Genomic DNA, 26,369 nt, shown 5'->3' with positions numbered 1-26,369 from the left:
AACTGAATTTATCGGCCTGATATCATTTAGATTTTTGTGTCGATGTATACCTGCATCTGTAGAAAAAATACACCCTATAATAAAAAGATTACTTTATTCTTTACTTGCACTATTTGTATAATTTATACTGTCATTTTTCTATCGTAATACTATAATCCAATAAAATCGTAGATCAGGTTACGAATAGTGCTTAACAGATAATCTACGAATAGGTAATATAGGTAAATTATAGTCAGTTTTAGTTTACAATAATAAATCTATAGTAGCTTCTTGATCGTAAACTAGCTTATACCTACTGGTAAGCACTACATCAAACGTGATGAAAAAAATTAAATTAGCGGATGAGCAACTTGTTCGTTCGTTTCAGCACACGAATTCAGCTGATAGCTTTGAAGCCCTTTACAGTCGATACGTCAGCAAAGTTTATCAAAAGTGCCTGTCTATTACCAAAGACTCCGAAGTTGCTCAGGATTACACGCAGGACATATTCCTTAAAGTGTTCAACAAACTGGACACCTTCCAGAATCAGTCTAGTTTTTCCACGTGGTTATACGCCGTTGCCCACCACTATTGCCTGGATCAGATTCGATTGGGGAAACGGTTGAGTACCGAATTATTGTCAGATGACCTGACGCACTCCGTTGCTGAAGTCGATCTGCACGACACTGTGGAGGGACGTATGCGGATACTGGAAAGCGTTCTTGGTGAACTCCCTGAGGATGAGGTAACGCTATTGCGCCTGAAACACGAGCATGGGCTATCCATTCAGGCGATCAGTCAGCAGGTTAACCTTTCGGAAAGCGCGGTTGAAATGAGGCTGAAACGGACGAGAGACAAAGTGCAACGACTGTACGCGGATCGTTTTCTGAACGAGTAAACCCGTTTTAAGGGTGATCAAGAATGGTCTGAATTCGTTGCCCGTGTTTCTGAAGTTGCAGGGTATGACTCTGTAGTCGTCGGACGGCGGCCTGGTCAACGTTTTCAGAAGAGTGTCCCGATCCAGCCATGTCGTCGAGCAACCGTTTCAGTTCCTGTATCATCTCCGTGCGAACCTGTTCCAGTTCCTGTAGTGAGCGTTGACTGGGATTGTAGCTGATACCATAATAGGCAACGGTGTAGTCCTGCTGCCTGCGCTTTGCGATGGTGTGTGACAGCGTTTCGTACAAAGACTGGAAGGTTGACACCGCTCTCTGCCAGCGTACCAACACAGAAGCCAAATCTGTCGACCGACAAACTCTACCCTTCCGGACTGGATAGTCGTAGTGACTTCGTTTCACTTTGTTTAACGTTATTGGTAAAAAAGGTACTATTTTGACTGCAAGTGATAAACAAAGTCACTATCGATGTAGTGAGAATAGTAAATTTTTTATTTTATCTTTTTATTTGGTAAGATACTAGTCTGTTTATCAGCTCATTATATTTACTGTTAGTGTTAAAAGTATCGATAAGTAATAAGAAAGCCGTAAAAGTATATTACAATAAATACTAAATTAATTTTATAGAAAAAATGGTATATATCAAGTTCTTTTAAAGAAATAATAGGCAATAAAATAGGAAATGTTACTATTTTTGTTACTAATTAATCATAAAGGTAAATAAATTAGGTTTGCCCGGTAAATTATCGCCCAATTTTTCGCTTGTTTATCATACGGTAGTTTCGACTTACGAGCTGTTTTATCAACGTTCAGTAAATGATACTTTCAGATAAATCAATTCGATGAACACATGGCCGTTAGCTAACATATCAAAGCTTTTCGGATAGAAGAACGTTAAGGGGCCATGTGCTAGCACCACATAGTGAGGTTTGGAACGCCCAGCTTCGATGGGGCTGGGCGTTTTTATGAGTTGACAGGTCCGTGCGGCAATTGATTCGATTAAAACACGGCTACTAAAGTCCCCGCTGGTTGGGTTGGGGTTGGTTCAGTCGGCTTTTTCAGTAAAGTCGGCAAACACAGCAACCGACGCTTCGCCAAACGTACAGCGGGTTGCTTTCCGTAATTTATGAATTCATAAGGAATCAGGGGCTCAGGTTTGAGTCATATCCGGTGATTACGCCCGACTTAAAGTCAGCGCGTGTATCGTTTGCCGGTCCGCTCGTTAACAGGCTAAAGGCCCGAATGTGGAGAAAATTGTAATTAATTCGAATAATTGATGTACATTAGTGGTATGAATCAAGAGACATACACCGCAATACCTGATACATCAGATACGAACTATTGGGCATTAAAGGCCGCTAGTGGCCAGGATCGCAGTCAAACGTTCGTTCCCAGGGATAAGGAGCTCCATCAGAAACTGAAAGCTCAGGCGTGGAAAGCCATCCAAACGTCACTATCGCACAGAAATAGAAAAGTAAAATATTAGGCGAGTAAGAACGAAAAATTGGCGTTCGGTACTGCATCGAGTGCTGGTTCTGTTGCGCTTGTCACTGTATACATTCTTTAAGAGGGGTCTTCGTACAACTTGTTGCGAAAACCCCTTTTGCGTATAGAAGTATCTCGAAAAAAAGACTGACGCAACGATCACCAGTTTGACTAAGCCGGTCAGTCTCTGGCGGTAGCGGATACAGTTATACATGTCTGTTCCCCAGCTAATGAAGAGGTGGTTATCTTGGTTCGTTAACGCGCGGGCGAGTATACAAGTCAGACTTCACGATTGACGTACTTAGTTGAATCGGTCGACTCCGCCTGTTCTGCAAACCAGCCGCGTGATTGTACTGCACGAACTGGTTCGCAAAAATGCTACATCGGAAGCCTGACAAAAGTTGGGCTTTTTGCTTTTGGTGAATTAGCCGATGGACCCTACTTACGCTGCGGTCCTCGTTTCGGGGCGTAACCTGATGGACGACGATCGTTGTCCATCGTTCCTGATCCACTTTTTATGGACTACAACTGAAGTCTTGGTCAATTGCTAAGGCTACAGATGCTGGTTATCTTTTACCCAATCCTGCTTAACGCCCAACCTAAATTCGCGCTGTCAACGCTACACCAGCGTCTTAATGATGTAAAGCGGGACCGGTTGAGAACAGAAAAGGCCGAACCACTTAAAAGCGATCCGGCCCACATTGTTGGATAAAACGAGATAGACTGTACACAATACGACCAATGAGGGCTCATGGTTTTAGATAAAGTTACTTATTTACTATTCGGTATATAAACAAAGGAAGCGGATTGTTTTAAAGTCATATAGAGTAACAAGTACACTAATAGGTGACTTACCCAGATTCATCGGTACGCTATGATGAGAGCCAGTTACTCATCGCTATTGGTAGCAAGAAAGAGCACTCAAGCAGTAAGGGAAAAGGATATCCGACTTCGTAGTAGTATGGCTTTACCCGTCTTGTATACATTACTGTTCCGCGCGGCCTATCTTACGGTTGGCATGCTCTTGCTCTGGATCGGCTTAAACGACTGGTTGACTGGAGCCATCTGGACCGGTATGACCCCTAGCCAATCCGCCCTGACCGTGGAGTATTGTGAGTTCAATCACGTGCACCACTTTTTTCATCAGCCCGTCAACACGTATTCCAACTTAGCGTACTTCTTCTTCGGAGTTTTCCTTGTGGGTATAGCGCAGAAAGACTACAGAAATCGACCCAGTCAGCGCGACAACCGCTTGGCGGCTTTTCCATTGCTTTCAATACTGATGGGTAGCTGCTTTCTGTACCTGAGTCTGGGAAGCGCCTTTTTTCATGCGTCACTAACGTATGTTGGTCAGCGGATTGACATGAATGCAACCTACTCCATTATGCTAACGCTGATGGGTATTGCGCTCTACCATGTCTTCGACGGTCTGACGCCGACAGAAACCCAAAAGAAAGGGTTTGTCATCGCGTTAGTAGTTCTTATTCTCGCATTCCTAAAGATAGCGTTACTTGTTCCCAGCTCCCGATTAGTGCCCGCCCTGATCCTGGGTTTGAATGGGTTAATGGTTGTCAACTACAGCCAGCACCGAAAATCGCGGTCGATCTGGTGGATTATTGGTAGTCTGGTACTGATCGTAATGGCCATAAAAATACGAACGCTGGATGTGCAGAAAGTGGGCTGCGATCCTTATTCGCTCATACAGGGGCACGCGTTATGGCATGTACTAACCGCGCTGAGCAGCTTTTGCAGTTACGCGTTCTTCCGCTTTGCAGGTACGCAACCGATTAGATAAGCGACAGCGTTTTTTGATCAGGCTGCCCGTTAAAGAATTTGTCCAAAACCGCCTGAAAGACAGGGTTGGTGTTTTCGAGTGCACTGAACAGAGTCATGCTGGATCGTAGCTTCAAATCATCGGGGCTGCCCAGAATCTGATTGGCCGTTTTTCCCTCAATGCCGAGCAGCGCGTTGCTGATTTCGATCAGTCGGCTTCCCAAAACTGGATGCGCCAGGTAGTCGCGGGCTTCCTGCCGGTCGTTTAGCGCGTAGAACCGGGCGGTCTCGCTGAAGCCCAACCCTGCAATCTGGGGAAAAATGTACCACATCCAATGACTTTGTTTTCGGCCATTCCTGATTTCGGCCAGTGCCCGCTGATAATCGCTGAACTGCGCGTCTACAAAACGCTTTAGGTTGATATCGGCTGTCATAATCACAGGATCTTTCTCGACAAACGACGGCCCCTGTCAGAAGGTTTAGAACCGCCTGATGCAGTGAGTCTTCTGCCTGAACGGCCATAAATGGGGATTTATAACGGTAAGTTTATGCAACTTGGCTCTTTCTGTCCTGTCAATATAATCGAACGCTTCGGTTCGTACACCCATGAAACGGTCGACCGAGTCTAAACTTTGCCAATTACCCAGCGCACCCTCACTTTTTCTCGATGAAATTTCTGTCTGTAGTTGCCCTTATGAATCTTGGTCTGCTGGCCAGCACAAATAAGTACGTTCCGCTTTCTGAGCAAAACAAGCCATCTTCTCAACCGGTGACGGTTAGCCTGCGAGAGGAGTTTCAGACAATTCATAGCTTCGGCGCATCCGATTGCTGGTCGGCCAAATTTATCGGGAAGTGGCAGGATGAAACCAAAAAAAAACAGATTGCCGACCTGTTATTTAGCCTCGATACCCTGGCGAATGGTCAGCCAAAGGGTATTGGTTTGTCGCTGTGGCGGGTAAATATTGGTGCCGGTAGCTACGAGCAGAAAGACAGCAGCGCCATACGGGATGAATGGCGACGCGAGGAGTGCTTTCTATCGCCCGATGGCCGGTACGACTGGACGAAGCAGGCCGGGAGTCAGTGGTTTTTGCAGGCCGCGCGCCAACGCGGTGTTCGCTATGCGTTAGGATTTACCAACTCGCCACCCGTACAGATGACCCGCAACGGAAAAGCGTTTTCGCCGGGGGGTAAAACGCTCAATCTTAAATCGGACGCGCTGGCACCGTTCGCCGATTTTCTGGTTACCGTGGCCGACCACTTTAAATTCGATTACCTGAGCCCCATCAATGAACCGCAGTGGGATTGGACGGCGGGTAAAAATGGGAAAGCGAACCAGGAAGGTTCACCCGCCGAAAATACCGATATTCTGGCCGTGACAAAGGCATTGTCGACCAAACTAGCCGCCAGTAAAGCCAAAACGATGGTTGTGACGGGTGAAGCGGGGCAACTCGATTATCTGTATGGGAAAGAAGAGAGCGGGCGTGGCAATCAGCTGGACTACTTTTTTGGCGCGAACCAAGCCGCTTCGTTTACCAAACTGCCCAACGTTGAACCCAACTGGGCGTACCACAGCTATTTTACAACCTGCCGCGATTCGGCCTTGGTCGCGATGCGTCAGCAAGTGGCTCAGCGGGCAAAATCGGTGGGTAAACCGCAGCTCTGGCAAAGTGAGTTTGGGGTTTTGGGCGACATCTGCGGGCAATACAACGGTAGCCCCCGCCACACGGACATAGACTACGGGCTGTACGTAGCCAAAGTTATTCATAACGACCTGACGGTGGCTAACGTTACCTCGTGGCAGTGGTGGCTGGCGATCAATCCGTACGACTACAGCGACGGACTGGTGTACATCAACGGCCCCGATGGTGGCTACAAAGAGCATAATAATGCCCGGCACGATGGGCAGGTGCTGGACTCAAAACAACTGTGGGCGTTCGGGAATTACGCCCGTTTCGTCCGGCCCGGCATGAAGCGGATTGCAGTCCGGATTGGAGCCGCCAGCAACCCGGTTGCCGAAGCCAGTCAGTGCATGGTGTCGGCCTACAAAGACCCCAGCCGCAAACAGCTGGTGCTGGTTTGTATCAACATGACGCCGACCACTATGGATTTGCCCGTTAGTGGGCTGAAAATCAGAAACGGGCAGTTCACTACCTACGCGACGACCGCGACCAAAACACTGGCTAAGGCCACCGTTGCCGCCAACCGCATTCAGCTGGAGCCGAAGTCGGTAACAACATTGGTCGGGTATTATCAGTGACCGGTTCGTATGTCAGCATCGGCATAAATGAAGATCATTCGTGCCGATGCGGGCTAGGTTGCAAATGATCGAAAACGGTCAGAACGCCGGAACGAATAGCACCGCATCGGCCACCGCTGGTCCATCGGCCTGTTTGACCGCTATGTCAACGGATGAGGTCTGGCCTTTGGGTAAGTCATACGCACCCAGCGAAACCCATTCGCCGGATGTTTGCCCGACGACAACAATATCGGCGGGTTTGATCGACAGGGATTTATTGGTTTTTCCGTCCGAAACCGTGATGCACAGCTCAGAAGCCGCTTTGGCCAACCGGGGGAAGTAGGCATAAACATGGTACGTACCCGCTTGCACGATGTCCGGGGTAAACCGAACGGAAGCAGCTTCGCCCCCCTGACCTTCGTAAATCAGGTAGGAGGGACCGTACCCGCCTTTGCTCTTGCTGTCAACCCGCCACGGACCTGTGATGGTCGTTCGCGTTTGGTCGTCATTGTCGACTAGAATTTCGGGCGTACTGCCATCCGCGAGTGGGTTTGCTTTCAGTTCCTGTTGCAGCTTGGCAACATTAACGTGTTGTACACTGGTTTTTGCATCGATGGCCATGACCGCTGCCAATGCCGTCGACTGACCCAACACCATAAATACCGGCTCCATCCGAATCGAGCCGTACGCAATGTGTGAGGCCGACAAACAAACCGGCACCAGCAGATTCCGGCATTCGCTTTCTTTAGGAATCAGGGCCCGGTAGGAGATCGGATAGGGACCAAAGCCGCCCACTTCGACGTTACCCTCGTTCTTCGCCATTTTCTTGCCGTCTTGCTCGATCACGATACGCTGAATGTTGTGCGAATCCATCGTATAAGCCGCCATGCCAACACCGTCCGTCACCACTTCTTTGCCCTGGCAGTTCGCCTGCGTCATCACGTATGCGCCCACCATCCGACGCGCTTCCCGAATGTAGAGCTGCGATGACCAGTTGCCCGTATCGGTGTACTCATCTCTGGGGTAGCCCCACTTCAGCATCTGCTCCCGAAGCGCGGGCGGAACCCGCGAATCGTGGCCGACAAAATAGAGTAAGCCTTTGGTATACAGCTCGTGGTCACGGATTATCTGCGCCCGTTTTGCGTAACTTCCATTGGGATAGTCGAAATTCATTCCGATCATATCGGTCGAAAACCCATTCCGGTTATTGATGTCGGTTTTTTTATTGGGCATGCCGCTCCAGATGAAATAGTCGTTGAGCGACTGTTTCTGGGGTTGAGCCGCCATCAGGCGTACAAGCAATTCGTACCGGGTTGAATCGTAGCCCACCGGACGGGTAATGGGCACCTGATTGGCCGGGTCTGAGGAAAGACAGATTCGGTAATTATAGGCTTGTACCTTCCCGTCACCCGTTCCGTTGGGTTCCAATTTCGCCGGGCCAACCCCCCAAACTAACCCTGATTCCGGCTGGCCGGGGGTATTGTAGGGGTCGATTCCGTCGGGAAGCTGGTGGCCGGTCATCAGCTGCACCCCACTGATGGTCTCGTTGTACTGGGCGTTAGCCTCCCGACCAACCGTGTAGGAAACTCCGGCTTTTGCCATCAGATCGCCTTCGTAGGAGCAGTCGATGAACATTTTTGCCCGGATGGTCCGTTTGGCCGACGGTTTATCCGAGTTCTCCAGCACGATCGCCTGAATCTGTCCATTGGTTTTCTTTACGCTCGAAAGCCGGTGCGAGAACAGTACGTCTACCTTGCCACGCTTAACATAGTCGTTGAATAAATCTTCGGCAACATGGGGCTCAAAAACCCACTGTTCAAATTTACCGTAGTGCTGTCCGATGCGTCGGTAATAATCGCGGGAGATACCCGTAATGGCGTATTTGTTGCCAATATCCGTCAGACCTAAACCGCCGGAGGTCATGCCACCCAGGTGCTTGCCCGGCTCGATCAGGATCACGGTTTTTCCGGCTTTTCGGGCGGTATAGGCCGCAATGACCCCGCCCGAAGTGCCCCCGTATACGCAGATGTCGACCTGCTGGGCAATGGACGTGTACAATAGGAATAGACTGAGACAAAGGGTTAGTGCGTAGCGCATAGGCTGAGTGGTAGGAGTAGCGTATTTTTTTGACAGGATCAACTAGAAGAAAAGCCTGTAGATCCCGTAATCCTACCGAAAGAAAACCGGGTCGTGGTTCTCTTTTCGGTCAAAGCGGCCAGCTGGTTTTTTTCAACGTTCGGGCCAGTAATGGTCATGCCCCCCGACACGTACTGGATCAGTAAAATAAGTTAACCCTGAAGACTGCCGGGAAGGCTATCCTCAGGGTGTAAGTCACACTTGTGTGGTTGAACCGATGCTTATTTTTTGACGCGCAACGCTGTCGACTCAAACATATTCATCAGCGATCCTTTTAGATGGTCATCGTCTACCTTCGATAGTTCAATGGGGATCTCTCCGGCCTGGGACGTATCGAAGTGAATCGTCAACTTGTCGCCGGTTTCCTCGATTTTTGTGATTGGCGTGGCCGGGCGCGTACCCGTTGGGTCTTTCAGTTCACCCGTCAGTTTTCCGTCTTTTCGGGTCAGTTCGGTAACGAATTTAGCGTCACCTTCGGGGGTGCCTACCACGGTGATCTCCCATTTGCCGGCAAAAAAATCGGTTGATGGCGTGGTGGTTTGGGAAAAGCCTTTGACGCAAACGCCCAGGATAAAAACGAACAGAAATAGACTTACTTTTTTCATTATGGTTACTGGTTTAAACGTGAACTTACTTTATTGATTGTCTTTAAGGGGCTGACGGGTAGATTGTTATCGTTTTGACGCCGTTGTTGCTGACGTTTCTTCCAGTACACGAACCGGCCCCAGCAGGCCCGACGGCAGCAACGGCGAATCTGCCTTGTAGAACGGCATGGTGGTGAATGTTATCTTGCTGGCACCGTTTGCGGGTTGGGCATCACCGATCAGGCGGTTGACCCACAGGTTCGTGACTTTTACCTGGAGCGTATTGCGACCGGTTTTCAGGGCCTCGGTGATGTCGATCCGGAACGGTTTCTTCCAGACTGTACCCACGTTTTTGCCGTTGACCACTACTTCAGCAATGTTCTTCACCTCGCCCAGATCAAGGATATACGACGCATTTCTACGCACCGCTGGCAACTCGAATGTATTGTCGTAAGCGGCTGTGCCGGAAAAGTATTTGATGCCCGGCTCGGCGTTTTCGGTTAACGACGCCAACGTGTTGACCGTAGCGCTTGGGGGAGCGCCCCGGCCTTCCTGAAAAGTAACTGTCCACGCACCGGTTACGCGGGCAACGGGCGATTCCGTAACGGCGGGTCTGGTGTACGAAGCGACTGTTGCCTTGTTGCGAAAGACAATAAAGTAGGCTTCCCACGACTCGAACGTAAGGGGAATGATCGTTCGTCCGTCTTTGATCTCGTACGATACGGTTGCAGTTTTGCCCGTCTGGGGGTTCCATAGTTCCGGTGCTTTACCCGTGATGCGGAAGCTAATGGTTGCTTCGTTCGGGCTATCACTGCGGTTATCGAGCCAGTAGAGATCGGACGGGTCGCGGTCCGTCGTCTGGCGGTGAACGTACAGGACCGTTGATTTGGCACCGGAAATGAGAACATCTTGTTGAACGCCCAGTTCGTGCAGCACCGCTTCAACCGGCTTCGTCGATACGTTCGGGCTACTCCAGATTTGATTCACCAGCGCAGTAAATTCGTTGGGTTTATCGCTCAGGCTGGGCGAACGCTCCGGTTTGACTCCAGCCACGTGCATACCGGCTTTGACCAGGTCGCCCAGTTTTTTCAACACCGGCAGCGTCATCGTCCGCGCCGACGAATCAAGCACCAGCAGGCGGTATTGCTGACCGCTTGGCGTTGTGATCTTACCGTTTTCCACGCGTAGCGTATTTTTTACCACCGACGAATTGGCGAAATCATACGCGTAGCCAGCCGGGATGGCGGGTAGTTTCTGCGCAAATGCCTGCGTGATGTTGTTGTTCTCGCCGTAGTAATACAGCACATCCACGACAGGTTTGCCCTGTTGAAGCAAAAAGCAACTCCGCCCCAGGTAATCCATCCAGGGTTTGGCCTGCTCGGCCCAGGTTTCCTGGCGGGTAAAATACTGGCCGAAGGGCCCCAGCGAAAGACCCGGTTTCTTGTCATCCAGCGGCTGATGGACTGACGTATGGATCACGAACCGGTTTAGCCCCGATGCCATTTCCAGATCGGCGGTGCGTTTGAGTTTTTCGGGGTGCCAGCTAAACGCATGCTGAATGGAGGTCATCGACTCCGCAGCCACCAGATTCTGCCCGTAGATGTGCGCTACCGAAGCGGCCTCCCGAATATCGGCTTCGCTTCGCACCTCTTCATCAGCGCCACCGGCCAGACTACCCGGCGTCCACATGGCCGACATCGGAACCTCGGCTTTGCGTTTCACATCCATACCATCGGCCAGATAGATCCGGCCGTTCTCGTGCGACTCCGTGTAACGCTTCATACCGCGGGCGTGCAGGGCATCACCGATCACCTCATAGTGGTTGTCAACGATCAGTTCACCGATGGTCTTTCTGAAATCCCACAAAAACTGCTCGCTGTCTTCGGCGCTCTTCACCACACGACCCGTCAACACCGGAAGCCAGGGCCTGAGGTCATAACCCCGTCGTTTGAGGAACTCCTCGGGCATGGCTTTGGTCCAGGTCATGTGCCCCGCTTCGTAGCTGTCCAGGACCATGTATTGCAACCCTTTCGCACCCATCTGGCCCCTGGTGGCATCCTTGTACATGTCCAGATAGGTATCGATGTATTTCCGGACTGCTACCTTATCGAGCTTATCGACTTCCAGACCCGTAGCCTCCGGCGAAGCGGGGTGATTTTTGCGGCCCGTGATCGAATACCCCAGCCGCATCACCACCCAGTCTCCCCCGGCGGGTGGCGTCCAGTTCAGCGTACCATCAGCGCTCATTTTCGACGTCAGATCCACGATGTCCTGCGTCGGGATGGCATCCGCACCGGGCTTCACCAGTGAATGCGTGCTTTCCTGCCACGGACTGAAACCGGCTTTCTGCTCGAACAAGTCTATGCGGTCCGTATTGTACAGCACCAGTTCCGCGACGGGTACGCCCTGCGGCTTACCGGGCTCCGCGCTGCCGCCCGTCATGGCCGCGAAGGCATTACCTTCGGGCTTCTCGGTCTTGAACGTAAACCGGAAGTATTTGGCCATTGTGGGCAGAATGCCCATCGTGGTTTGGGGAATGGTACTGCCCCGGATGAGGACGACATCCCGGAAGTTTACCCCGTCGTCGCTCACTTTCAGCATCCGGTTGTCGGGCATTCCTCGAAATTCGGCCAGTTCGCCCGCTGGCGCTGCCCCAACGATGGTAAACGCCTTGATCTTCTGCGGGCTGCTGAAGGCATACTGAATCCACATATCCTGTCCCACTTCCATGGGTGGCAGCAGTTTGGCATTCGCCAGGTCACCGTCGGTCAATTCGGTCAGGCTAAACGTGCCGCCACTCGATGTGATGGTCGGGTTCAGTGACGAAACCGGTTTTTCGGTCGCGGGTAGACGATAGGCAATGACGGCGGCATCGGCGTAGTAAGTGGACTCCTTACCCGCCGACTGGCTGAACGCATCGGGAGTCAGCGCCACATTCTGAAATTTACCCGTTGTGTTTGGGGGTTGAGGAAGCTTACCCGCAAACGGCTGCCCGCCCGACACCCGCGTTTCGGACCAGACGTATTTTTTCATGGCGTCGCTGGCGGGTACCCACGGGCCACCCGTTACGCTCCAGCCCGGCGACCCGGCAATGGCCATTTCGAGACCCAGTTTTTGGGCCAGATCGGTGGTGTGTTTAAACGCGTCTTTCCATTCGGGCGTCATGAACACCAGTTTTTTCGGCGTGACGGCGGGCGTAAACAGGCTGGCATCGAAGTTCTGGAAGCCGCCGATGCCGACGCGCTTCATCCATTCGAGGTCTTTCGTGATCCCGTCTTTGGTAATGTTGCCGTTCATCCAATGCCACCACACGCGGGGTTTGGCCGCGTCGGGCGGTGTCTGAAAGCCTTGCCGGAGTGCCGGCTGCTGCGCAAACGCAACCGCCGGTAACATCCAGGCCAGCAGGGTGATCTTTTTCATAGAAAAGTGGTCGTAGGGGTGTTCGGAAGGAGCGCGTACCGGCTCCAGGGGGAGAAGCCATTTTGTGCGTATTATTACTTAGCGTCGCTGAACTATATACCCCGGACCGCAGGGGTTATCGACGTGGTCTTTCTCTGTGCCCCAGCCGGCAATCCGCTAATCACCCCACATCGTTTGCGTAGCGACGCAGGATCACTGAACAACAAAGCTCTGATTGGGATTTGCCTGTACAACGAACCGTTTGGTGACTGTTTCCTGATCCGTTTTCAGCGTTAGTTGGTAGGTGCCGGTGCCTAAGTCCGAAATGTCGAATTGCTGACTCAATCCTTTTTGGAGCGCTACCGTTTTCGTATAAACTGGCTGACCACCGGCATCCAGAATCGAAAGCTGGCCTTTGGTTTGGAGGGGCTGAACATAGAGTTTGATTTTATGCTCCGTTGTCATAACCACATGGGTCTGAGCGGCTGCCGTTTTAGGCGTCGATGGATTAGCGAATGATGCAGTACCAGCAAGTAATCCGAGCATTAACACAAGTGCGTTTTTCATGGCTTTTATTTTTTTAGTATTTGATTGGTTGTTCTGATTGACCACGTTGGCCATCCAGTGAGACAAAGGTGTCATGAGCGATCTGCCCCGGAAAATCATTGTTACCGAGCACCCGGAAAAGCCGGACAACCGTGGCTTTTTTCGGGATGAATGCGCTACGTAAACTTGATGAAGTGGTGGCGGTCAATGAAAAGAACAGCCTGAGGGACTGGGTATAATCAGGACGATTCACTGCTTTAGCCGGCATGGCGGAATGCGTACGATGGGGACTGGACAACGAGTTGGGTTACTCATCCCGGAAAATCCCTCATTCAGCCGCTAACGCCCGGCGCTGGTCAATTTTCTTTTTTTGCCGACCTTCCCGCCTGGTAATTTCAACAGTAGTCAACCCCTGATTCGTTATGGCTGAGCAGTTAACTTCCGGTAAAAAATGGCAACTAGCCGTCCGACTGCTGCTGCTCTATTCGCCCCTGCTTGTTTACGTCAATCTATCCGATTCAACCTGGCAAACAAAGTCTATTATCCCGGCAGTGCCTTTTTTTCTGGGATACAGCGTCGTCGTTCTGGTGATGTATTTTATCTGGATCAACGCCACCGACTGGATTCAGCGCCAGCTATTTAACTGGTTTGATGATGATTTTTTGCAGGAATTCAGCTGGAAAGCCATCCTGACTACGATTCTGGTCTCGCTGGGACTGGCCGTCCTGTTTGTGTTTGCCTTTCAGAAAGTGCTGGGATTGAGCTTTACGCTTTTGTTCTATCTCTGGCCATCCCTTCAACCCAAGAATCCCAAGCTACCGTTTCCTCCCGAGGTGCTGGCCTACGTGGCCCGGGCGAACGTCGGTTTTTCGGTAGCGATCATGCTGTCGGCGTTTGATTTGACGATCAATGCCCGTGCGTTTCAGCAATTAAAGAACGTCCAGCTACGGGCCGAACGACTGGAAAAAGAAGCGGTACTGAGTCAGTTCGAAGCGTTGAAGAACCAACTGAGTCCCCACTTTCTGTTCAACAGTCTGAGTATCCTCACCTCGCTCATTCACGAGGATGTCGACCTGTCCGAGCAGTTTATCAAGCAATTGTCCAAAGCCTATCGGTACCTGCTGGAGCAACGGGATCAGGATATGGTGTCGCTGAAAACCGAACTCGACTTTATTCAGGCGTATACGTTTTTGCTTCAGATACGCTTTGAAAATAAGTTCGAGGTGCTTCTTGACGTGCCCGAAGCGGTGCAGAACCAGTACCGGATTGCGCCTTTATCGCTGCAACTCGTCGTCGAGAATGCCGTCAAGCACAACCGCATGTCGATTCGGGAGCGGCTTCAGGTACGGATTTATGATGACAATGAGTTCCTGATCGTCGAAAATCGGCTGCAACCCCGCGATCAGCCTGAACCCTCGACGGGCGTTGGTTTGACGAACATCAGCAATCGCTATTCCCTCCTAACCGAGCGCGAGGTCTGGTACGGTGAACAACACGGTTTATTTATCGTAAAAATCCCGCTTATCGTATGAACGTTGTCATCATCGAAGATGAAGCCCGTACCGCCCGGCAGTTGGAGCGGATGCTCAAAAAATATGACCCGACGCTGCACATCGTGGCGCAGCTGCCTTCGGTCAACGAAGCCGTGGCCTGGTTTCGCGAACAGGGTCACGGCCAACCGGGCCACCACCAGTCGTCTCCTCCCGATCTGGTCTTTATGGATATTCACCTGGAGGATGGGCTTGCTTTTACCATTTTTGAACAGACCGGGTTGACTGTTCCCGTTATTTTTACGACGGCTTACGAGGAGTACATGATCAAGGCGTTTAAGGTCAACAGCATTGATTACCTGCTCAAACCCGTTGACTACGACGAACTGGTAGCAGCATTGGAGAAGTTCAAGGCCATTCGTACGCAGCCTGGTTTGCCTGATTTAAACACCCTGCTGGCGTTGATACAAAAACCCCGTGACCCGGCCTATAAAGAACGCTTCATGGTCAGCCTGGGTACAAAAATTCGGAGTGTGGAGGTAACGGATGTCGCCTACTTTTTTTCGGAAGAGAAAGCGACGTTTCTGATCACCAGAGAAGGGTTATCACTGCCTGTTGAATACAGCCTCGATCAGGTATCGGGTATGCTCGATCCTGTTCGGTTTTTTCGCGTGAACCGTCAGTTTCTGGTGGCCAGACCTGCTATACACGCCATCCATGCCTACTCGGCGGGTAAATTAAAGCTGGACCTACTGCCTGCTTCCAGACATGAGGTGTTCGTCAGTTTGAGCCGGATCACTGAGTTCAAGGATTGGCTGGGTCGGTAATGGCCGTTCAGTCGTTAGGGAGTAACGTATACAGGGGTAGGTCCTGAAAAAGGCCCGATGCTGTAAGCCTACTAACAGCGCACAAAATGGTAGAAAAATCAGCGTTTTATCGGGACCGGGTCGGACAAATCGATCGGTCGATACCGGAGACGGTTATACCAGAAAGTTCGATCCATATCAATTATTTATATATTGTTACTAAAAAATAAATATTGGTAATATATTGGTGGGAAATTGATCGCTTAAATCCCTAAATCATTACTTAGTGGAGTCTACGCCTTTTCCCCCTAATGAAACCAAGCGATTAGACGCTTTGCATCGGTATCAAATTCTGGATACCCTGCCCGACAAGGCCTTTGATCGATTGACCGAACTGGCCTCTCTGATCTGCGAGACACCCATATCGCTCGTAACGCTGATTGATGAGAAACGGCAATGGTTCAAGTCGCAGGTAGGCGTCGAGGGAACCGAAACCAGTCGGGACATTTCGTTTTGCCAGTACGCTATTCTGGAGAGCGACATCTTCGAAGTAGAAGACACGGCTGATGATGTTCGGTTTAAGGAAAATCCGTTCGTCATCGACGAGCCGAAGGTCCGGTTTTATGCCGGTTATCCCCTGACAGATCCGGATGGGTATGCCTTGGGTACGCTATGCGTGCTGGATCGTACGCCCCGGAAACTGACCGATAATCAGCAGAAGGCGATGATCATGCTGGGCGAAATGGCAACCGCGCTCATTGTCGAGCATCGGCAAAAACAGGAATTGACCTACTTCAATAACCTGTTCACGCTGTCCAATGATTTGATCTTCGTGGCGGGTACCGACGGGTATCTCAAAAAAATAAATCCGGCCTTTCACCAGGTCGTCGGCTGGGATGAAGACTACTTGCTGACGACCTCACTTTTCGAGTTGGTCCATCCGGACGACCGGGTGGTTACCCAACAGATGATCAGTCAGGTGGCGTCTGGGACAACAACCATCAACTTTACCCACCGTTTCCGGTGTCAAAATGGAACTTACCGCCATCTGCAATGGGTCGCTACGCCCGAACCGGCAACGGGTTATCTGTTTGCCATTGCCCGTGATGTTACCGACGAAAAACAGAACGAGGCTCAACTGCATCAGTCGGAGAAGCGATTCCGCTCCTTCTTCGAGAACTCGCAGGGACTCATGTGTATTCATGATCTAGAGGGTAAATTGCTGAGCGTCAATAGCGCCGGGGCTCAGATATTGGGCTATCAGGCCGACGAGCTGGTTGGTCATCGGCTCCAGGAGATCGTTCCGCCGGAGCATCATGCGGGCTTCGACGCCTATCTGGACAGCATTCGAAAGACCGGTAAGGCGAAGGGTATTATGCATACGCTGCATAAAAACGGCTCCCTGCACATCTGGCTGTTCACCAACATTCTGGAACATGAGCTAAACGGCGACCCCTACATCATCGGGAATGCCATCGACATCACCCGGCGACACCAGCTGGAAGTCGATCTGATGTGGACCAAGCAGATGCTGGAGCAAACGAACGAAGTGGCCCGCATCGGCACCTGGGAAGCGGATTTTGCGCAGGGCACCATGTATTGGTCATCCGTGACGAAGGCAATCCATGATGTACCCGATGATTTTAAGCCCCTGCTCGATACGGGCGAAACGTTTTTCAGGGGAAAGAATTATGACCTCATTGTCGAGTCGGTCGATCGATCGATTAAGGAAGGTATTTCGTTTGACATCGAAGTGCAGATCGTTACGGCGGCTAATCGGCAGGTGTGGGTGCGCATCGTGGGAAGACCCGAGCGTGAAGGGACCGCATGCCGACGTTTGTACGGGACGTTTCAAGACATCGACGAAAAGAAAAAAGCGGAACAGGCCCTGATCAACGAGAAGTTACGACTGGCAGCTTTCGTCGAACACGCGCCGGCAGCAGTAGCCATGTTCGATAAATCACTGACGTATCTGGCGGTGAGTCAGCGTTGGCTGGATGATTACCGGCTGCTGGGCAGTGTGATCGGCCTGACACTGTATGAGGTATCACCAACGTTATCCCCCGCCTGGGCCGCCGTCTTTGACCGGTGTCTGAACGGAGCGGTGGAGAAGAACGACGAGGATGTCTGGCAACCGGATGGCTGGGATCATAAGCAGTATATCTGCTGGGAAATCAGGCCTTGGTATCAGTTCGACGGGACGATCGGTGGGGTTATGATGTTCACTCAGGACATTACCGAATCCTGTCTGCAACGAAATGAACTGACCAAAGCCAAGCAACAGGCCGAACAGGCCAGCGTGGCCAAATCCGAATTTCTGGCCAATATGAGCCACGAAATCAGAACGCCACTGAACGGCGTAATCGGGTTTACGGATCTGGTGCTGAAAACATCGCTGAATGAAACCCAGCACCAGTATCTGTCCATTGTCGACCAGTCGGCGAATGCATTACTGAGCATCATCAACGATATTCTGGATTTTTCGAAGATCGAAGCCGGTAAACTGGAGATCGCTATCGAGAAGGTCGATGTCTACGAGATCAGTAGCCAGGCCGCCGGTATCATTACGTACCAGGCTCAGAATAAGGGACTTGAGATGCTGCTGAATCTGCCCACCGATCTGCCCCGGTTTATTTATACCGATTCGGTGCGCCTGAAACAGATCCTGGTGAATCTGCTGGGCAACGCGGTCAAATTTACCGAGACTGGCGAAATTGAACTGAAGATCACGCCGTTGACCGATCCTACCCAGTCGTATGTCACCTTTCGATTCGAGGTGCGGGACACGGGAATTGGCATCAAGCCTGAGATGCAGGACCGTATCTTCGATGCGTTTTCGCAGGAGGATGCGTCCACCACGAAAAAATACGGGGGAACCGGCCTGGGGTTGACCATCTCCAATAAGCTGTTGGGGCTGATGGGAAGTCGGCTCGACCTGGTGAGTAAGCCCGGTGAAGGAAGCTGTTTTTCGTTCGATATAACCCTGCGGGCAGAGACCGGCGACCCCATCAACTGGCAGGGTATGGACCAGATCCGAAACGTGCTTATCGTCGATGATAACGAAAACAACAGGCTGATCCTGAGGCAAATGTTTTTGTTAAAACAAATCGGCGTTGATGAAGCCAGCAACGGATTTGAAGCCCTCCAGCTGCTGGCCAAGAACAAGTCGTATGACTTGATCCTGATGGATTACCACATGCCCTATATGGATGGTCTGGAAACGATCGGGAAAATCCGGGCGAACTTCGCCGATACGACCGATAAGCAAGCCATTATTCTGCTGCACAGCTCATCCGATGACGAACACCTGATGCGAGCCAGCGAAACCCTGGCGATCAGCCAGCGCCTGGTGAAACCGGTCAAAATGACGGACCTGTTCCGGACCATCTCCCGGCTGGGGCAGCACAAGGACAGCCCGGTGCCAGTGGAAATCGATAGGCCGGTCCCGATAGACACGCAGATCGTCCATGTGTTGCTGGTGGAAGATAATACCATAAACCAGTTGCTGGCCAAAACGCTCGTCAGGAAGCTGATTCCCAACGCGCAGATCATGGAGGCTATCAACGGGCAGGAAGCGGTTGATCTGTACAGCCGGCAACGGCCTGACCTGGTGCTGATGGATATTCAGATGCCGGTTATGAACGGGTACGAGGCCACCCGGCGCATCCGGGAACTGGAGCAGGATCACCACGTGCCGATCATTGCCCTGACGGCTGGCACCGTAAAAGGCGAACGGGAAAAGTGTCTGGCAGCGGGCATGGATGATTTCATCACAAAACCCATCGTTGAGCAGTCGATGGCTTTACTTGTTCAGAAATGGCTGAAACCGCAGCCTGTTGAGCCGCCCCTGCCTATAAAAGAAGAAAGCACCGACGATCACTTCGACCGGCAGGTATTGATAAATATGGTTGGGGAGGATGAGGCTGTTCTGGAGATGCTGCTGGAAGCGGCCGAAAGCGAGCTGACCAGTTCATTAGGAATGCTGCTCCAACAGGGAGAAACCTGGAATCTGACCGGGTTGAAGTCGGCGGGGCATAAGCTGCGGGGAACCGCCCTGAGTGCCGGTATGCCTACATTGGCGCAGCTAGCCTACCGACTGGAGCATCTGGACCAGTTCGAGCCTACCGTCGTGGGGGAGTTGCTGGACCAGACCCAGTCGGAAATCAATCACGTTATCGTGTTGATGACGAAAGCCCCCAGCGCAGTCTGATCAGAAACGGAAGACGGGTCAGAATCGTGTTCAGCGCAGCCGTTCACGATTCTGACCCGTCTTCCGTTTCTGGATCACGTACTGGTACTACACTAGGCATCAGGAAGGCCGTTTTCGCCGAACCTGTCGATGCATTGCTAAAGGAGATCGATCAGGATAATGAGCAAGTGAAGGACCAGGCTAGCGGCAAACGTCGGAAATATGTATTTAACGGGCAGGGCGGATAAGATTGGCACCAGCACCAGCAGGAAACCCATCATGCTGGCCAGAAACTGCCAGTCGCCACCACCATGGTAAGCCATGACCAATAGGAGCGTTGGTGAAAGAATGCAGCCCTGAATCGCCACCGCCGTTGCGGCCCAACCGATGCGGTTAAACTCCGCTTTGGCGACGTAGTTGTTGTAGGCCGTTAACCAGTTGGTTGCGGGTGTCGTGGTGTAATCAGTGGTTGAGTGAGCAAGCGTTGCCATGATTTGTACGTATTTAAATGACAACACAAACTAACCACCCGTGAGCCGGATGCCACATGATGGCAATCAGCCGGGACACTGATTCTTGTTAGCTCCTCATCCTGTCGTTCTCCAAATCCTTCCCGTCTTGCGTCCATAGATACACGCAAACACACACGAATTTTCGTAAGGCGTGGATAAAGGGTCAAGCCAGCGGGTTAGGTCATCTACTCGTCATAGCGAACGTCAAGCAGCGTAACGGTTTCGTACCAGTACGTTCGTAAGTTGCTCAGATACTGTTTCCATTCGGCAAAACTAAAGGGTTTTATCGTGAAGGAAGAGGCCCCATACGCGTAGGCCCGCTCGACCAACGCCGTGGTTTTGCTGGCTGACAGAATAACGGCGGGTAGCACCCGACCTTTGGGATGCATACGCAGCAGAGCCAGAAAGTCCAGGCCATCAACCTTGTCCTGCAAGTCGATGTCCAGTAAGACGATGCGGGGTCCTTTTCCTTTCAAATCTTCGATGTATTGTTTGGCGTCTTCAAAACTGCTTACGTGAATAAAGGTGGCTTCTTTAAAACTGATTTGTGCCGCCCGGCGCAAAATGTCAGCGATGGCGGAGTCATCATCAACCAGTAAAATCGGGAATTTATTGGGCATAGTGTGTCGATGCGTTGTCAATGGGCATTAGGACTGCTCGCTTTATCTTAACAACTACGTCAAGATGGCACCGGCTGGCGGTCGAGGTACGCCAGCCGTGAGAAGCAACTTCCGGATTCGTACTGTTCCTCATTGGGGCAGGTAAATGGTAAAGGTCGCTCCCTGTCCCGGCTTACTGCTAGCCGTGATCGCTCCCCCGTGATTATCAACCACCTTCTGACAAATGGCCAGACCAATACCGGTGCCGGCAAACTCATTCTTGCCGTGCAACCGCTGAAAGACCTGAAAAATGCGGTCCGTGTACTTGTCATCGAACCCAATGCCATTATCGATGACCTCCAGCTGGTGGTAGAACTCCGCCTGCCGGGTTGGGATCACCGATGGCGGTAATTCACTGGCCAGCAGCAGGTAGCCAACCACCTGGATCTGTGGGGTACGTCCCGTCTTATCGCGACGGCTGAATTTAATCGCGTTGGCTAACAAATTTTGAAAGAGTTGTTCCAGTTGTGACCCATCCCCCTGTACGGTGGGTAAAACGCCTATGTTTATGCTGGCCTGACTCTCCTCGATGGCAACCGACAGGTTTTCCATAGCCCGCTCGACGGTGCTGCCGAGCGCTACCGTGTCCTGGATGGCGTGGCGGGTTGAAATTCGGGAAAAGGCCAGTAAATCCTTGATCAACAGGGACATGCGGCTGGCGGCCGATTGCATCCGATCCAGATAGATCAGCTCGTCGTTCGTCGTACCTACATAACGGGTCTTGAGCAGGTCGCCAAAGGATTGAATCTTGCGCAGCGGCTCCTGCAAATCGTGGGAGGCAACGTAGGCGAACTGTTCCAGGTTCTGGTTCGAGCGGGTCAGATTTCGATTGACGTCTTCCAGTCGGGCATTGGCGGCTTCCAGTTCTTCGGTGCGTTGCTGAACCTGTTGCTCCAGAGCCAGTTGTGTGTTCCGTTGCAGCGTTACATCCTGCACCGTGCCGCTGACCTTGTACGCGATCCCGTCATCGGTAAAATAGGCCTGTCCCTGCGCGTGTAAGATTCGCTGCTGACCGGCATCCTGCGCATCTGTCGAATACTCAATGTCGTAGGTTCCATGCGAATGGGGGGCAATAGCCGATAGCATGGCGGCCTTGACCCGCTCCCGGTCGGCTTCCAGAATGGATCGGTAGGCGCGGTCAACCGTGATCACTTCCTGCTGACCGATACCCAGCCAATCGCGCAGCCGGGGCGAGTAGTCCAGGCTAACGGGGGGCAGATCAATCGTCCAGGTACCCAGTTCTGCCAGCTCGATAGCCCCTCGCAAACTGGCTTCAGCTTCCATAACCTGTTGCCTGGCTTTGACCTCGCTGGTTACGTCGATCGCGATGTCGAGAATGCCATACACTTGACCGGCCTCATCCAGCAGGGGCGTGTAGGTAATGTTGTAAAAATTGTGGGTCATGACTCCGTGCTGCACAATGTCAACCTGCGTGTCGTAGCTCTGAAACATCTTGCCGGAGGTATACACATCATCGAGAATCTGTAAAAAAGGCTGACTGGCCAGTTCGGGCATCACCTCACGCAGCGGCTTCCCGACAATGTCAGGGCCTTTGCCCACAATGTCGATAAACGCCTGATTGGGCAGGTCAATCACTAGATCCCGGCCCAGAAACAGGCCCATGGCGGCTGGAGCCGTGGCAATGACCGATCGTAACTTAGCCTCACTGGCCTCGATGGCCTGGCTGGTCACTACCTGCTCGGTGACATCATAGGCAAAAACTAAAATACCGTCGGTCTTTCCCTGCCGATCGACACTGGGTTGGTAGATAAAATCAAGGTAGACGAGACGGGGTTTGCTATCCGCATCGAGAAACGTAATGGGAACGCTTCTGCCAACAAAGGGTTGTTGGGTTGCGTACACGTTGTCCAGTAGTTCATAAAAGCCCTGGCCTGCCAGTTCGGGTAGAGCCTGCCGAATCGGCTGTTTCAGGGGATTGCGGCCACCGATCAACGTTTGATAGATGGGATTTGCCAGTTCAAACACGTGCTCGGGTCCCCGCAAAATGCAGAAAGCCGCCGGGGCCTGCATAAAAAAATTGTACAGCCCCTGTTGTTTATCCGCCGTTTGTTCGCTGAGCTGGTCGCCCTGCCCGGTGTGCTGTTTAATTCGACTGTCGAGTAGTTCGTTTTGAGCCAGCAAATTCCGTAATGCCTGCGCACTGTCGGTCGGTTCGCTGGATCTGAGTGCCGAATGCGCCGTTGGTTCAGCCTGCTTCACTTTCGCTTCAACGGTTTGCAGTAGCTCGACCAGCTGGTCGGCCAGCTCTTCCACGGTTGATAAACCCTGCCTGGCTTCGGCTACTGATCCGGCCTGATGGTGACTGATCAGATCGCGGGCGATGCGATGCAGTTGACTATGAACCTCCTCTAGTACGTACACTTCGGGAATCGCTTCGTAGTAGATCAGGGCATACCCATAAAGCCACTTGCCCACAGAACAGGCATACTGAGATAAGACGCGGGAATCAGAAGCATCACCATCGGCATAAAGAATACTTCGGAGCCGACTCTGGAACAGAAGGTGATTGGCTTTCGCCTGCTGAAAGTCGAGGACCGGAGAAGGAGTCATGAAAAAAACGGTTACTGTCTGGGCTACGTGGATAGGATGAGGAGTAAGACTGCGATAAACCCCATCGTTTATCGAATTAGTAAAAGTAATCAAGTATTTGTTTTTAGTGGGAAAGAAAATGACAACCAAACGTGGGTGAAGAACGCGGTCTTCCGGCTACTGCCCGATTTTCTTTCCCAGTCAGTTAAAATCAATGGTGGTTGGTGAACTGGTCGCCACGGGCCAGCGTCAATAGACTAGGTATAAATACTAATACGATAGGTAAGTAGATGCCGGATTGGTCCCACTGAAAATAATGTTGAGTTTGCTAGTTAGTCCGGGCTTTTTTTGTCGGGCATGGTCTGGCAACCGGGCCAAAAAATACCTCGACCAACAGCCGGTTGCGCGTCACTCGATCAACAAACGCTGGCTAACCGTGGCCGTGTCGGTGGTAACCTGAATCGTGTAGATGCCTGCCGGTAATCGACTCACGGGTACCGTTATCCGGCTGCTGGGTGCCGCAGGATAAACCATCGAATATAGTCGTTGTCCACGGCTGTTTGTAACCGTGATGGTGAAGGGGTGCAAGCCTTTGAACTGGATTTCTACGGTAGGATTCGCTCGTGTCGGATTCGGAAACACCGTCACCGTGAGCTCATCCGTTTCGGGCAGGTTGTCTAGCGACCGGATCAGGGCCGCCCGGCGTGGACTCAGTTGCAGGACCGCTCTCATCCGCTCTTTTTGCCCCTGGGTAAACAGGTTCATGCAGGCATCGGGCGAGTACATCATATAATTTTCAATCATGATTCGGTTGGGCACCGCAGCGCAGTTTGCCAGCAAATCCCGGCAAAAAACCGATTGATTTAAGTTGTCCGTTGGTGGGGTATCCTGCACATGATCATCGCCACAGGTACTATCGCCGTTGGGGTGCAACAGACCCAGCCAATGCCCGATCTCGTGGGTGAGGGTTCGCCCTAAATTGTAGGTCGAGTGCAACTGAGAAAAACCCCGGCCAAAAACCCGGTAGCTAATAATTGATCCATCGACCAGTTCATTCGTGTCCGTAGGTCCCAGCCCCTTTAGCGTGTCGGCGGAGGTTGGGAATTGAGTAAACCCCAGGTAATTATTTTGCAGGTCGGTAACCCAAATGTTGAGGTAACGGTTACTGGGCCAGTACGCGATCTGGGCCAGTAGAATGTCGCCATCGCTCCCCGTTCCCACGGTGAAGGCCGCTTGCTGGGGGTAATAATGCCGCGTAATGCCGTTGGTGGGATTGCCTTGTGGGTCTGTCTGTGCTAAAAAGAATTCGATGCCTGTATCCGCGCCAACGGGACTCGTATTGAATCCGTTGGTATTAGCTACCCGTCGAAAGTCCTCGTTCAGCACCTTGATTTGCGAGTAAACCTGTTCATCGGAAATGTTCGCATTGTTGGGACCGCCGATCCGTTGAGATGCATTGTTGTGGACGATATGAACGACAACGGGTATGCGGTAGATAGTTTCGGTGGTGGCCGACTGGCGGGCCGACTTCCCGCCCTTGCTGGCCTGTTCGATCTGGCGGTTCAACTCGGTGCGGTCAAGTTGTCGGAAGGGGTCACGTTTTTGCAGTACTTGTTCATAGTCTGCCGTGCCACAGCGGTTGACTTGACGATCATCAATCGGCTGTCCCTCAGCGATCTGAGTGAGAAAAAGCAGGCCGAAATAAATTCCGTACAGCCACGTAGGCATCCGTTTAGTTGTTCTTGCCGGTCGGAACGAAGCCATAGGAATCGAGTAGCGTCGGAAACAAGTCCGTGCCGAGTCGACGGTTGACCCAGGCCCGTTCGCGTGTGGACCTAAAGCCACTATCGGGTCCAATCACGCTTATGACAAACAAACCAGGTATTGCTGGTTTTTTACTGATTGGACCTACCCAAATAGCTCAGAAAAAACGGTCAGGATCGACTATCGATAAAACAGGTGATCCGCCCTTACGATCCGCCCAGGTGCATGGGTTAGAAAAGATTTATCCGTCTGTTCATAAAGCGAAGCCCGAGCGCCGTGTAGAGGAGTAGGGCAGAGGTTTCGTAGAGCGCTTCCAGCTGTTGGCGTTGGTAGACGCCGGATTGGTAATCAACAACCCAGTCAATCAGTGCATAGCAGTAGCCTGCGAAACACAGGAGTACGCCTATTCCTAAAAGGATCATGGTTAGCGGGTCTTTCATGCGTGTTGATGTCTAGGGACTGGTCTCGAAGCTGTATAGACAGTTAACATCCCGCATGGTTTAATGGACGCTTCTGGTAGAACGTCCGTACCGTTCGTCCGATCAAGGCATGAACCACACTATCTGGCCGTATGGGGTAACGAAACAAGCTCCCACCAGTAGCGCCGGAACGTATAAAACAGGTCCAGCCATTGGTGGTAGGTGGCGGGTTTATTCAGAAAAGAGCTGACCCCCAATGAATAGGAGCCGATAATGTCCTCAGGCAGTTGTGAACTGCTCAGGGCAATAACCGGCAGTTGCTGGAAGGAAGAATGAGCTTTTATCGTTTCCAGCAGTGCCCAGCCATCCTCTCGCCTGGGCAGGTAGAGGTCCAGTAAAATTAAACGGGGTAACTTGCCCGCTGTTGTTACACACTCGTTCAGGTAGGTTAATGCCTGGGCCGAGTGATTGACCCAGATGGCTTCGACTTCGGGAAAGCACTGCGCTAGAGCGGCCCGGATAATGAGCCAGTGGTCAGGGTTATCTTCGACGATTAATAGTGGTACACGGCTTACTTTTCGTTTCGATTGATTCGCAGGTTTGTTTACCGGTTCACTCATGTATAACAATAAATTAATGTGGGTTGAGACGATTATATACGGTCGCCTGCCTGCTTTAGATTGGTCAACGGGTGGTGCCGACTACGCGCCATGCCGAATCAGCCCGTACTGCCATTACGTATAAATACCTGTGTTATTGGTCAGCTTCGCGTAAGTTTTTACCGGATTCGAGAAACGAACGTAGGTTTAGTTCCGGAAAAACAAGGCCGACTGGCCCGAACAGTTGTCGACTGTCGTTGGTGGATGCTAAGTAAAAATGCTTAGACTACTTTCGCCTGATTAATTGATTTTTAATGCAATGCCGCCGGTTAATTTTTAAGCAGGTA

19 protein-coding genes are annotated in these 26,369 nt (G+C 51.7%); 6 read left to right on the top strand and 13 right to left on the bottom strand.

From position 1 onward, the window contains the following. The first annotated feature begins 319 nt into the window (after positions 1 to 319). Positions 320 to 877, top strand: coding sequence for an RNA polymerase sigma factor (locus GK091_RS13115; protein ID WP_164038555.1), 558 nt, complete (start codon positions 320 to 322; stop codon positions 875 to 877). A 7-nt stretch (positions 878 to 884) separates the two neighbouring features. Here the strand turns inward: GK091_RS13115 and GK091_RS13110 are convergent, their stop codons facing one another. Continuing rightward, positions 885 to 1,166 (bottom strand): hypothetical protein, encoded by a 282-nt coding sequence (locus tag GK091_RS13110; protein ID WP_164038552.1) that lies wholly within the window; start codon positions 1,164 to 1,166, stop codon positions 885 to 887. Positions 1,167 to 3,321: 2,155 nt separating this feature from the next. On the opposite strand from GK091_RS13110, the gene GK091_RS13105 reads away from it, so the two are divergent. After that, positions 3,322 to 4,155, top strand: a complete 834-nt coding sequence (locus GK091_RS13105) for a ceramidase domain-containing protein (RefSeq protein WP_164038549.1) — start codon at positions 3,322 to 3,324, stop codon at positions 4,153 to 4,155. Here GK091_RS13105 and GK091_RS13100 read toward each other — a convergent pair. Further along, complete coding sequence (locus GK091_RS13100) at positions 4,148 to 4,567, bottom strand: DUF1810 domain-containing protein (RefSeq protein ID WP_164038545.1); 420 nt, start codon at positions 4,565 to 4,567, stop codon at positions 4,148 to 4,150. The genes GK091_RS13105 and GK091_RS13100 overlap by 8 nt on opposite strands. 233 nt (positions 4,568 to 4,800) lie before the next feature. Here GK091_RS13100 and GK091_RS13095 point away from each other — a divergent pair, with 233 nt between their 5' ends. Then, positions 4,801 to 6,390, top strand: a complete 1,590-nt coding sequence (locus GK091_RS13095) for a glycoside hydrolase (RefSeq protein WP_164038542.1) — start codon at positions 4,801 to 4,803, stop codon at positions 6,388 to 6,390. A gap of 78 nt (positions 6,391 to 6,468) precedes the next feature. On the opposite strand, the gene GK091_RS13090 is transcribed toward GK091_RS13095, so the two are convergent. The 5 genes from GK091_RS13090 to GK091_RS13070 form a co-directional block, all read right to left on the bottom strand. Further along, the gene (locus GK091_RS13090) at positions 6,469 to 8,466 is read right to left on the bottom strand and encodes an FAD-dependent oxidoreductase (RefSeq protein ID WP_164038539.1); all 1,998 of its coding nucleotides are present in this window, start codon (positions 8,464 to 8,466) and stop codon (positions 6,469 to 6,471) included. Between the two features lie 260 nt (positions 8,467 to 8,726). Further along, the gene (locus tag GK091_RS13085) at positions 8,727 to 9,110 is read right to left on the bottom strand and encodes a hypothetical protein (protein WP_164038537.1); all 384 of its coding nucleotides are present in this window, start codon (positions 9,108 to 9,110) and stop codon (positions 8,727 to 8,729) included. Positions 9,111 to 9,176: 66 nt separating this feature from the next. Continuing rightward, positions 9,177 to 12,509 (bottom strand): glycosyl hydrolase, encoded by a 3,333-nt coding sequence (locus tag GK091_RS13080; protein WP_164038534.1) that lies wholly within the window; start codon positions 12,507 to 12,509, stop codon positions 9,177 to 9,179. A gap of 192 nt (positions 12,510 to 12,701) precedes the next feature. After that, entirely contained in the window at positions 12,702 to 13,055 is a 354-nt protein-coding gene (locus GK091_RS13075) for a T9SS type A sorting domain-containing protein (protein WP_164038530.1), read from the bottom strand. A 13-nt stretch (positions 13,056 to 13,068) separates the two neighbouring features. Further along, positions 13,069 to 13,302, bottom strand: a complete 234-nt coding sequence (locus GK091_RS13070) for a hypothetical protein (RefSeq protein WP_164038527.1) — start codon at positions 13,300 to 13,302, stop codon at positions 13,069 to 13,071. 154 nt (positions 13,303 to 13,456) lie between these two features. Between GK091_RS13070 and GK091_RS13065 the strand changes: the two genes are divergently transcribed. From GK091_RS13065 to GK091_RS13055, 3 genes are all read left to right on the top strand, one after another. Further along, positions 13,457 to 14,566, top strand: a complete 1,110-nt coding sequence (locus tag GK091_RS13065) for a sensor histidine kinase (RefSeq protein ID WP_164038524.1) — start codon at positions 13,457 to 13,459, stop codon at positions 14,564 to 14,566. Then, positions 14,563 to 15,351: a LytR/AlgR family response regulator transcription factor gene (locus tag GK091_RS13060; protein ID WP_164038521.1), complete on the top strand. Its 789-nt coding sequence runs from the start codon at positions 14,563 to 14,565 to the stop codon at positions 15,349 to 15,351. Before GK091_RS13065 ends, GK091_RS13060 begins: the two co-directional genes overlap by 4 nt. A gap of 313 nt (positions 15,352 to 15,664) precedes the next feature. Continuing rightward, positions 15,665 to 19,540: a PAS domain S-box protein gene (locus tag GK091_RS13055; protein WP_170312652.1), complete on the top strand. Its 3,876-nt coding sequence runs from the start codon at positions 15,665 to 15,667 to the stop codon at positions 19,538 to 19,540. Between the two features lie 137 nt (positions 19,541 to 19,677). Here the strand turns inward: GK091_RS13055 and GK091_RS13050 are convergent, their stop codons facing one another. The 6 genes from GK091_RS13050 to GK091_RS13025 all read right to left on the bottom strand — a co-directional run bounded on the left by GK091_RS13050 (position 19,678) and on the right by GK091_RS13025 (position 26,043). Then, positions 19,678 to 20,010: a hypothetical protein gene (locus GK091_RS13050; protein WP_164038514.1), complete on the bottom strand. Its 333-nt coding sequence runs from the start codon at positions 20,008 to 20,010 to the stop codon at positions 19,678 to 19,680. A 206-nt stretch (positions 20,011 to 20,216) separates the two neighbouring features. Further along, positions 20,217 to 20,651 (bottom strand): response regulator, encoded by a 435-nt coding sequence (locus GK091_RS13045; protein ID WP_164038510.1) that lies wholly within the window; start codon positions 20,649 to 20,651, stop codon positions 20,217 to 20,219. 129 nt (positions 20,652 to 20,780) lie between these two features. After that, on the bottom strand, positions 20,781 to 23,261 hold the full coding sequence (locus GK091_RS13040; protein ID WP_164038507.1) for an ATP-binding protein: 2,481 nt from the start codon (positions 23,259 to 23,261) through the stop codon (positions 20,781 to 20,783). 387 nt (positions 23,262 to 23,648) lie between these two features. Further along, positions 23,649 to 25,004: a M43 family zinc metalloprotease gene (locus tag GK091_RS13035; RefSeq protein WP_164038502.1), complete on the bottom strand. Its 1,356-nt coding sequence runs from the start codon at positions 25,002 to 25,004 to the stop codon at positions 23,649 to 23,651. Positions 25,005 to 25,234: 230 nt separating this feature from the next. After that, on the bottom strand, positions 25,235 to 25,444 hold the full coding sequence (locus tag GK091_RS13030; protein ID WP_164038499.1) for a hypothetical protein: 210 nt from the start codon (positions 25,442 to 25,444) through the stop codon (positions 25,235 to 25,237). Positions 25,445 to 25,563: 119 nt separating this feature from the next. Further along, positions 25,564 to 26,043 carry a response regulator gene (locus tag GK091_RS13025; protein ID WP_164038497.1) on the bottom strand — a complete coding sequence of 160 codons (480 nt, stop codon included), beginning with the start codon at positions 26,041 to 26,043 and terminating at the stop codon, positions 25,564 to 25,566. Between the last annotated feature and the right edge of the window lie 326 nt (positions 26,044 to 26,369).

Source organism: Spirosoma agri, assembly GCF_010747415.1.
GTDB lineage: Bacteria > Bacteroidota > Bacteroidia > Cytophagales > Spirosomataceae > Spirosoma > Spirosoma agri.
The sequence above is the reverse complement of the archived record's forward strand: the minus strand, read 5'-3'. Positions and strand labels throughout refer to the sequence as shown.

Bases quoted from the DNA above. Each gene is read 5' to 3' on its own strand.
- GK091_RS13115 (WP_164038555.1), top strand. From the start codon at position 320: ATGAAAAAAATTAAATTAGCGGATGAGCAACTTGTTCGTTCGTTTCAG.
- GK091_RS13105 (WP_164038549.1), top strand. From the start codon at position 3,322: ATGGCTTTACCCGTCTTGTATACATTACTGTTCCGCGCGGCCTATCTT.
- GK091_RS13100 (WP_164038545.1), bottom strand. From the start codon at position 4,567: ATGACAGCCGATATCAACCTAAAGCGTTTTGTAGACGCGCAGTTCAGC.
- GK091_RS13095 (WP_164038542.1), top strand. From the start codon at position 4,801: ATGAAATTTCTGTCTGTAGTTGCCCTTATGAATCTTGGTCTGCTGGCC.
- GK091_RS13090 (WP_164038539.1), bottom strand. From the start codon at position 8,466: ATGCGCTACGCACTAACCCTTTGTCTCAGTCTATTCCTATTGTACACG.
- GK091_RS13085 (WP_164038537.1), bottom strand. From the start codon at position 9,110: ATGAAAAAAGTAAGTCTATTTCTGTTCGTTTTTATCCTGGGCGTTTGC.
- GK091_RS13080 (WP_164038534.1), bottom strand. From the start codon at position 12,509: ATGAAAAAGATCACCCTGCTGGCCTGGATGTTACCGGCGGTTGCGTTT.
- GK091_RS13075 (WP_164038530.1), bottom strand. From the start codon at position 13,055: ATGAAAAACGCACTTGTGTTAATGCTCGGATTACTTGCTGGTACTGCA.
- GK091_RS13070 (WP_164038527.1), bottom strand. From the start codon at position 13,302: ATGCCGGCTAAAGCAGTGAATCGTCCTGATTATACCCAGTCCCTCAGG.
- GK091_RS13065 (WP_164038524.1), top strand. From the start codon at position 13,457: ATGGCTGAGCAGTTAACTTCCGGTAAAAAATGGCAACTAGCCGTCCGA.
- GK091_RS13060 (WP_164038521.1), top strand. From the start codon at position 14,563: ATGAACGTTGTCATCATCGAAGATGAAGCCCGTACCGCCCGGCAGTTG.
- GK091_RS13050 (WP_164038514.1), bottom strand. From the start codon at position 20,010: ATGGCAACGCTTGCTCACTCAACCACTGATTACACCACGACACCCGCA.
- GK091_RS13045 (WP_164038510.1), bottom strand. From the start codon at position 20,651: ATGCCCAATAAATTCCCGATTTTACTGGTTGATGATGACTCCGCCATC.
- GK091_RS13040 (WP_164038507.1), bottom strand. From the start codon at position 23,261: ATGACTCCTTCTCCGGTCCTCGACTTTCAGCAGGCGAAAGCCAATCAC.
- GK091_RS13035 (WP_164038502.1), bottom strand. From the start codon at position 25,004: ATGGCTTCGTTCCGACCGGCAAGAACAACTAAACGGATGCCTACGTGG.
- GK091_RS13030 (WP_164038499.1), bottom strand. From the start codon at position 25,444: ATGAAAGACCCGCTAACCATGATCCTTTTAGGAATAGGCGTACTCCTG.
- GK091_RS13025 (WP_164038497.1), bottom strand. From the start codon at position 26,043: ATGAGTGAACCGGTAAACAAACCTGCGAATCAATCGAAACGAAAAGTA.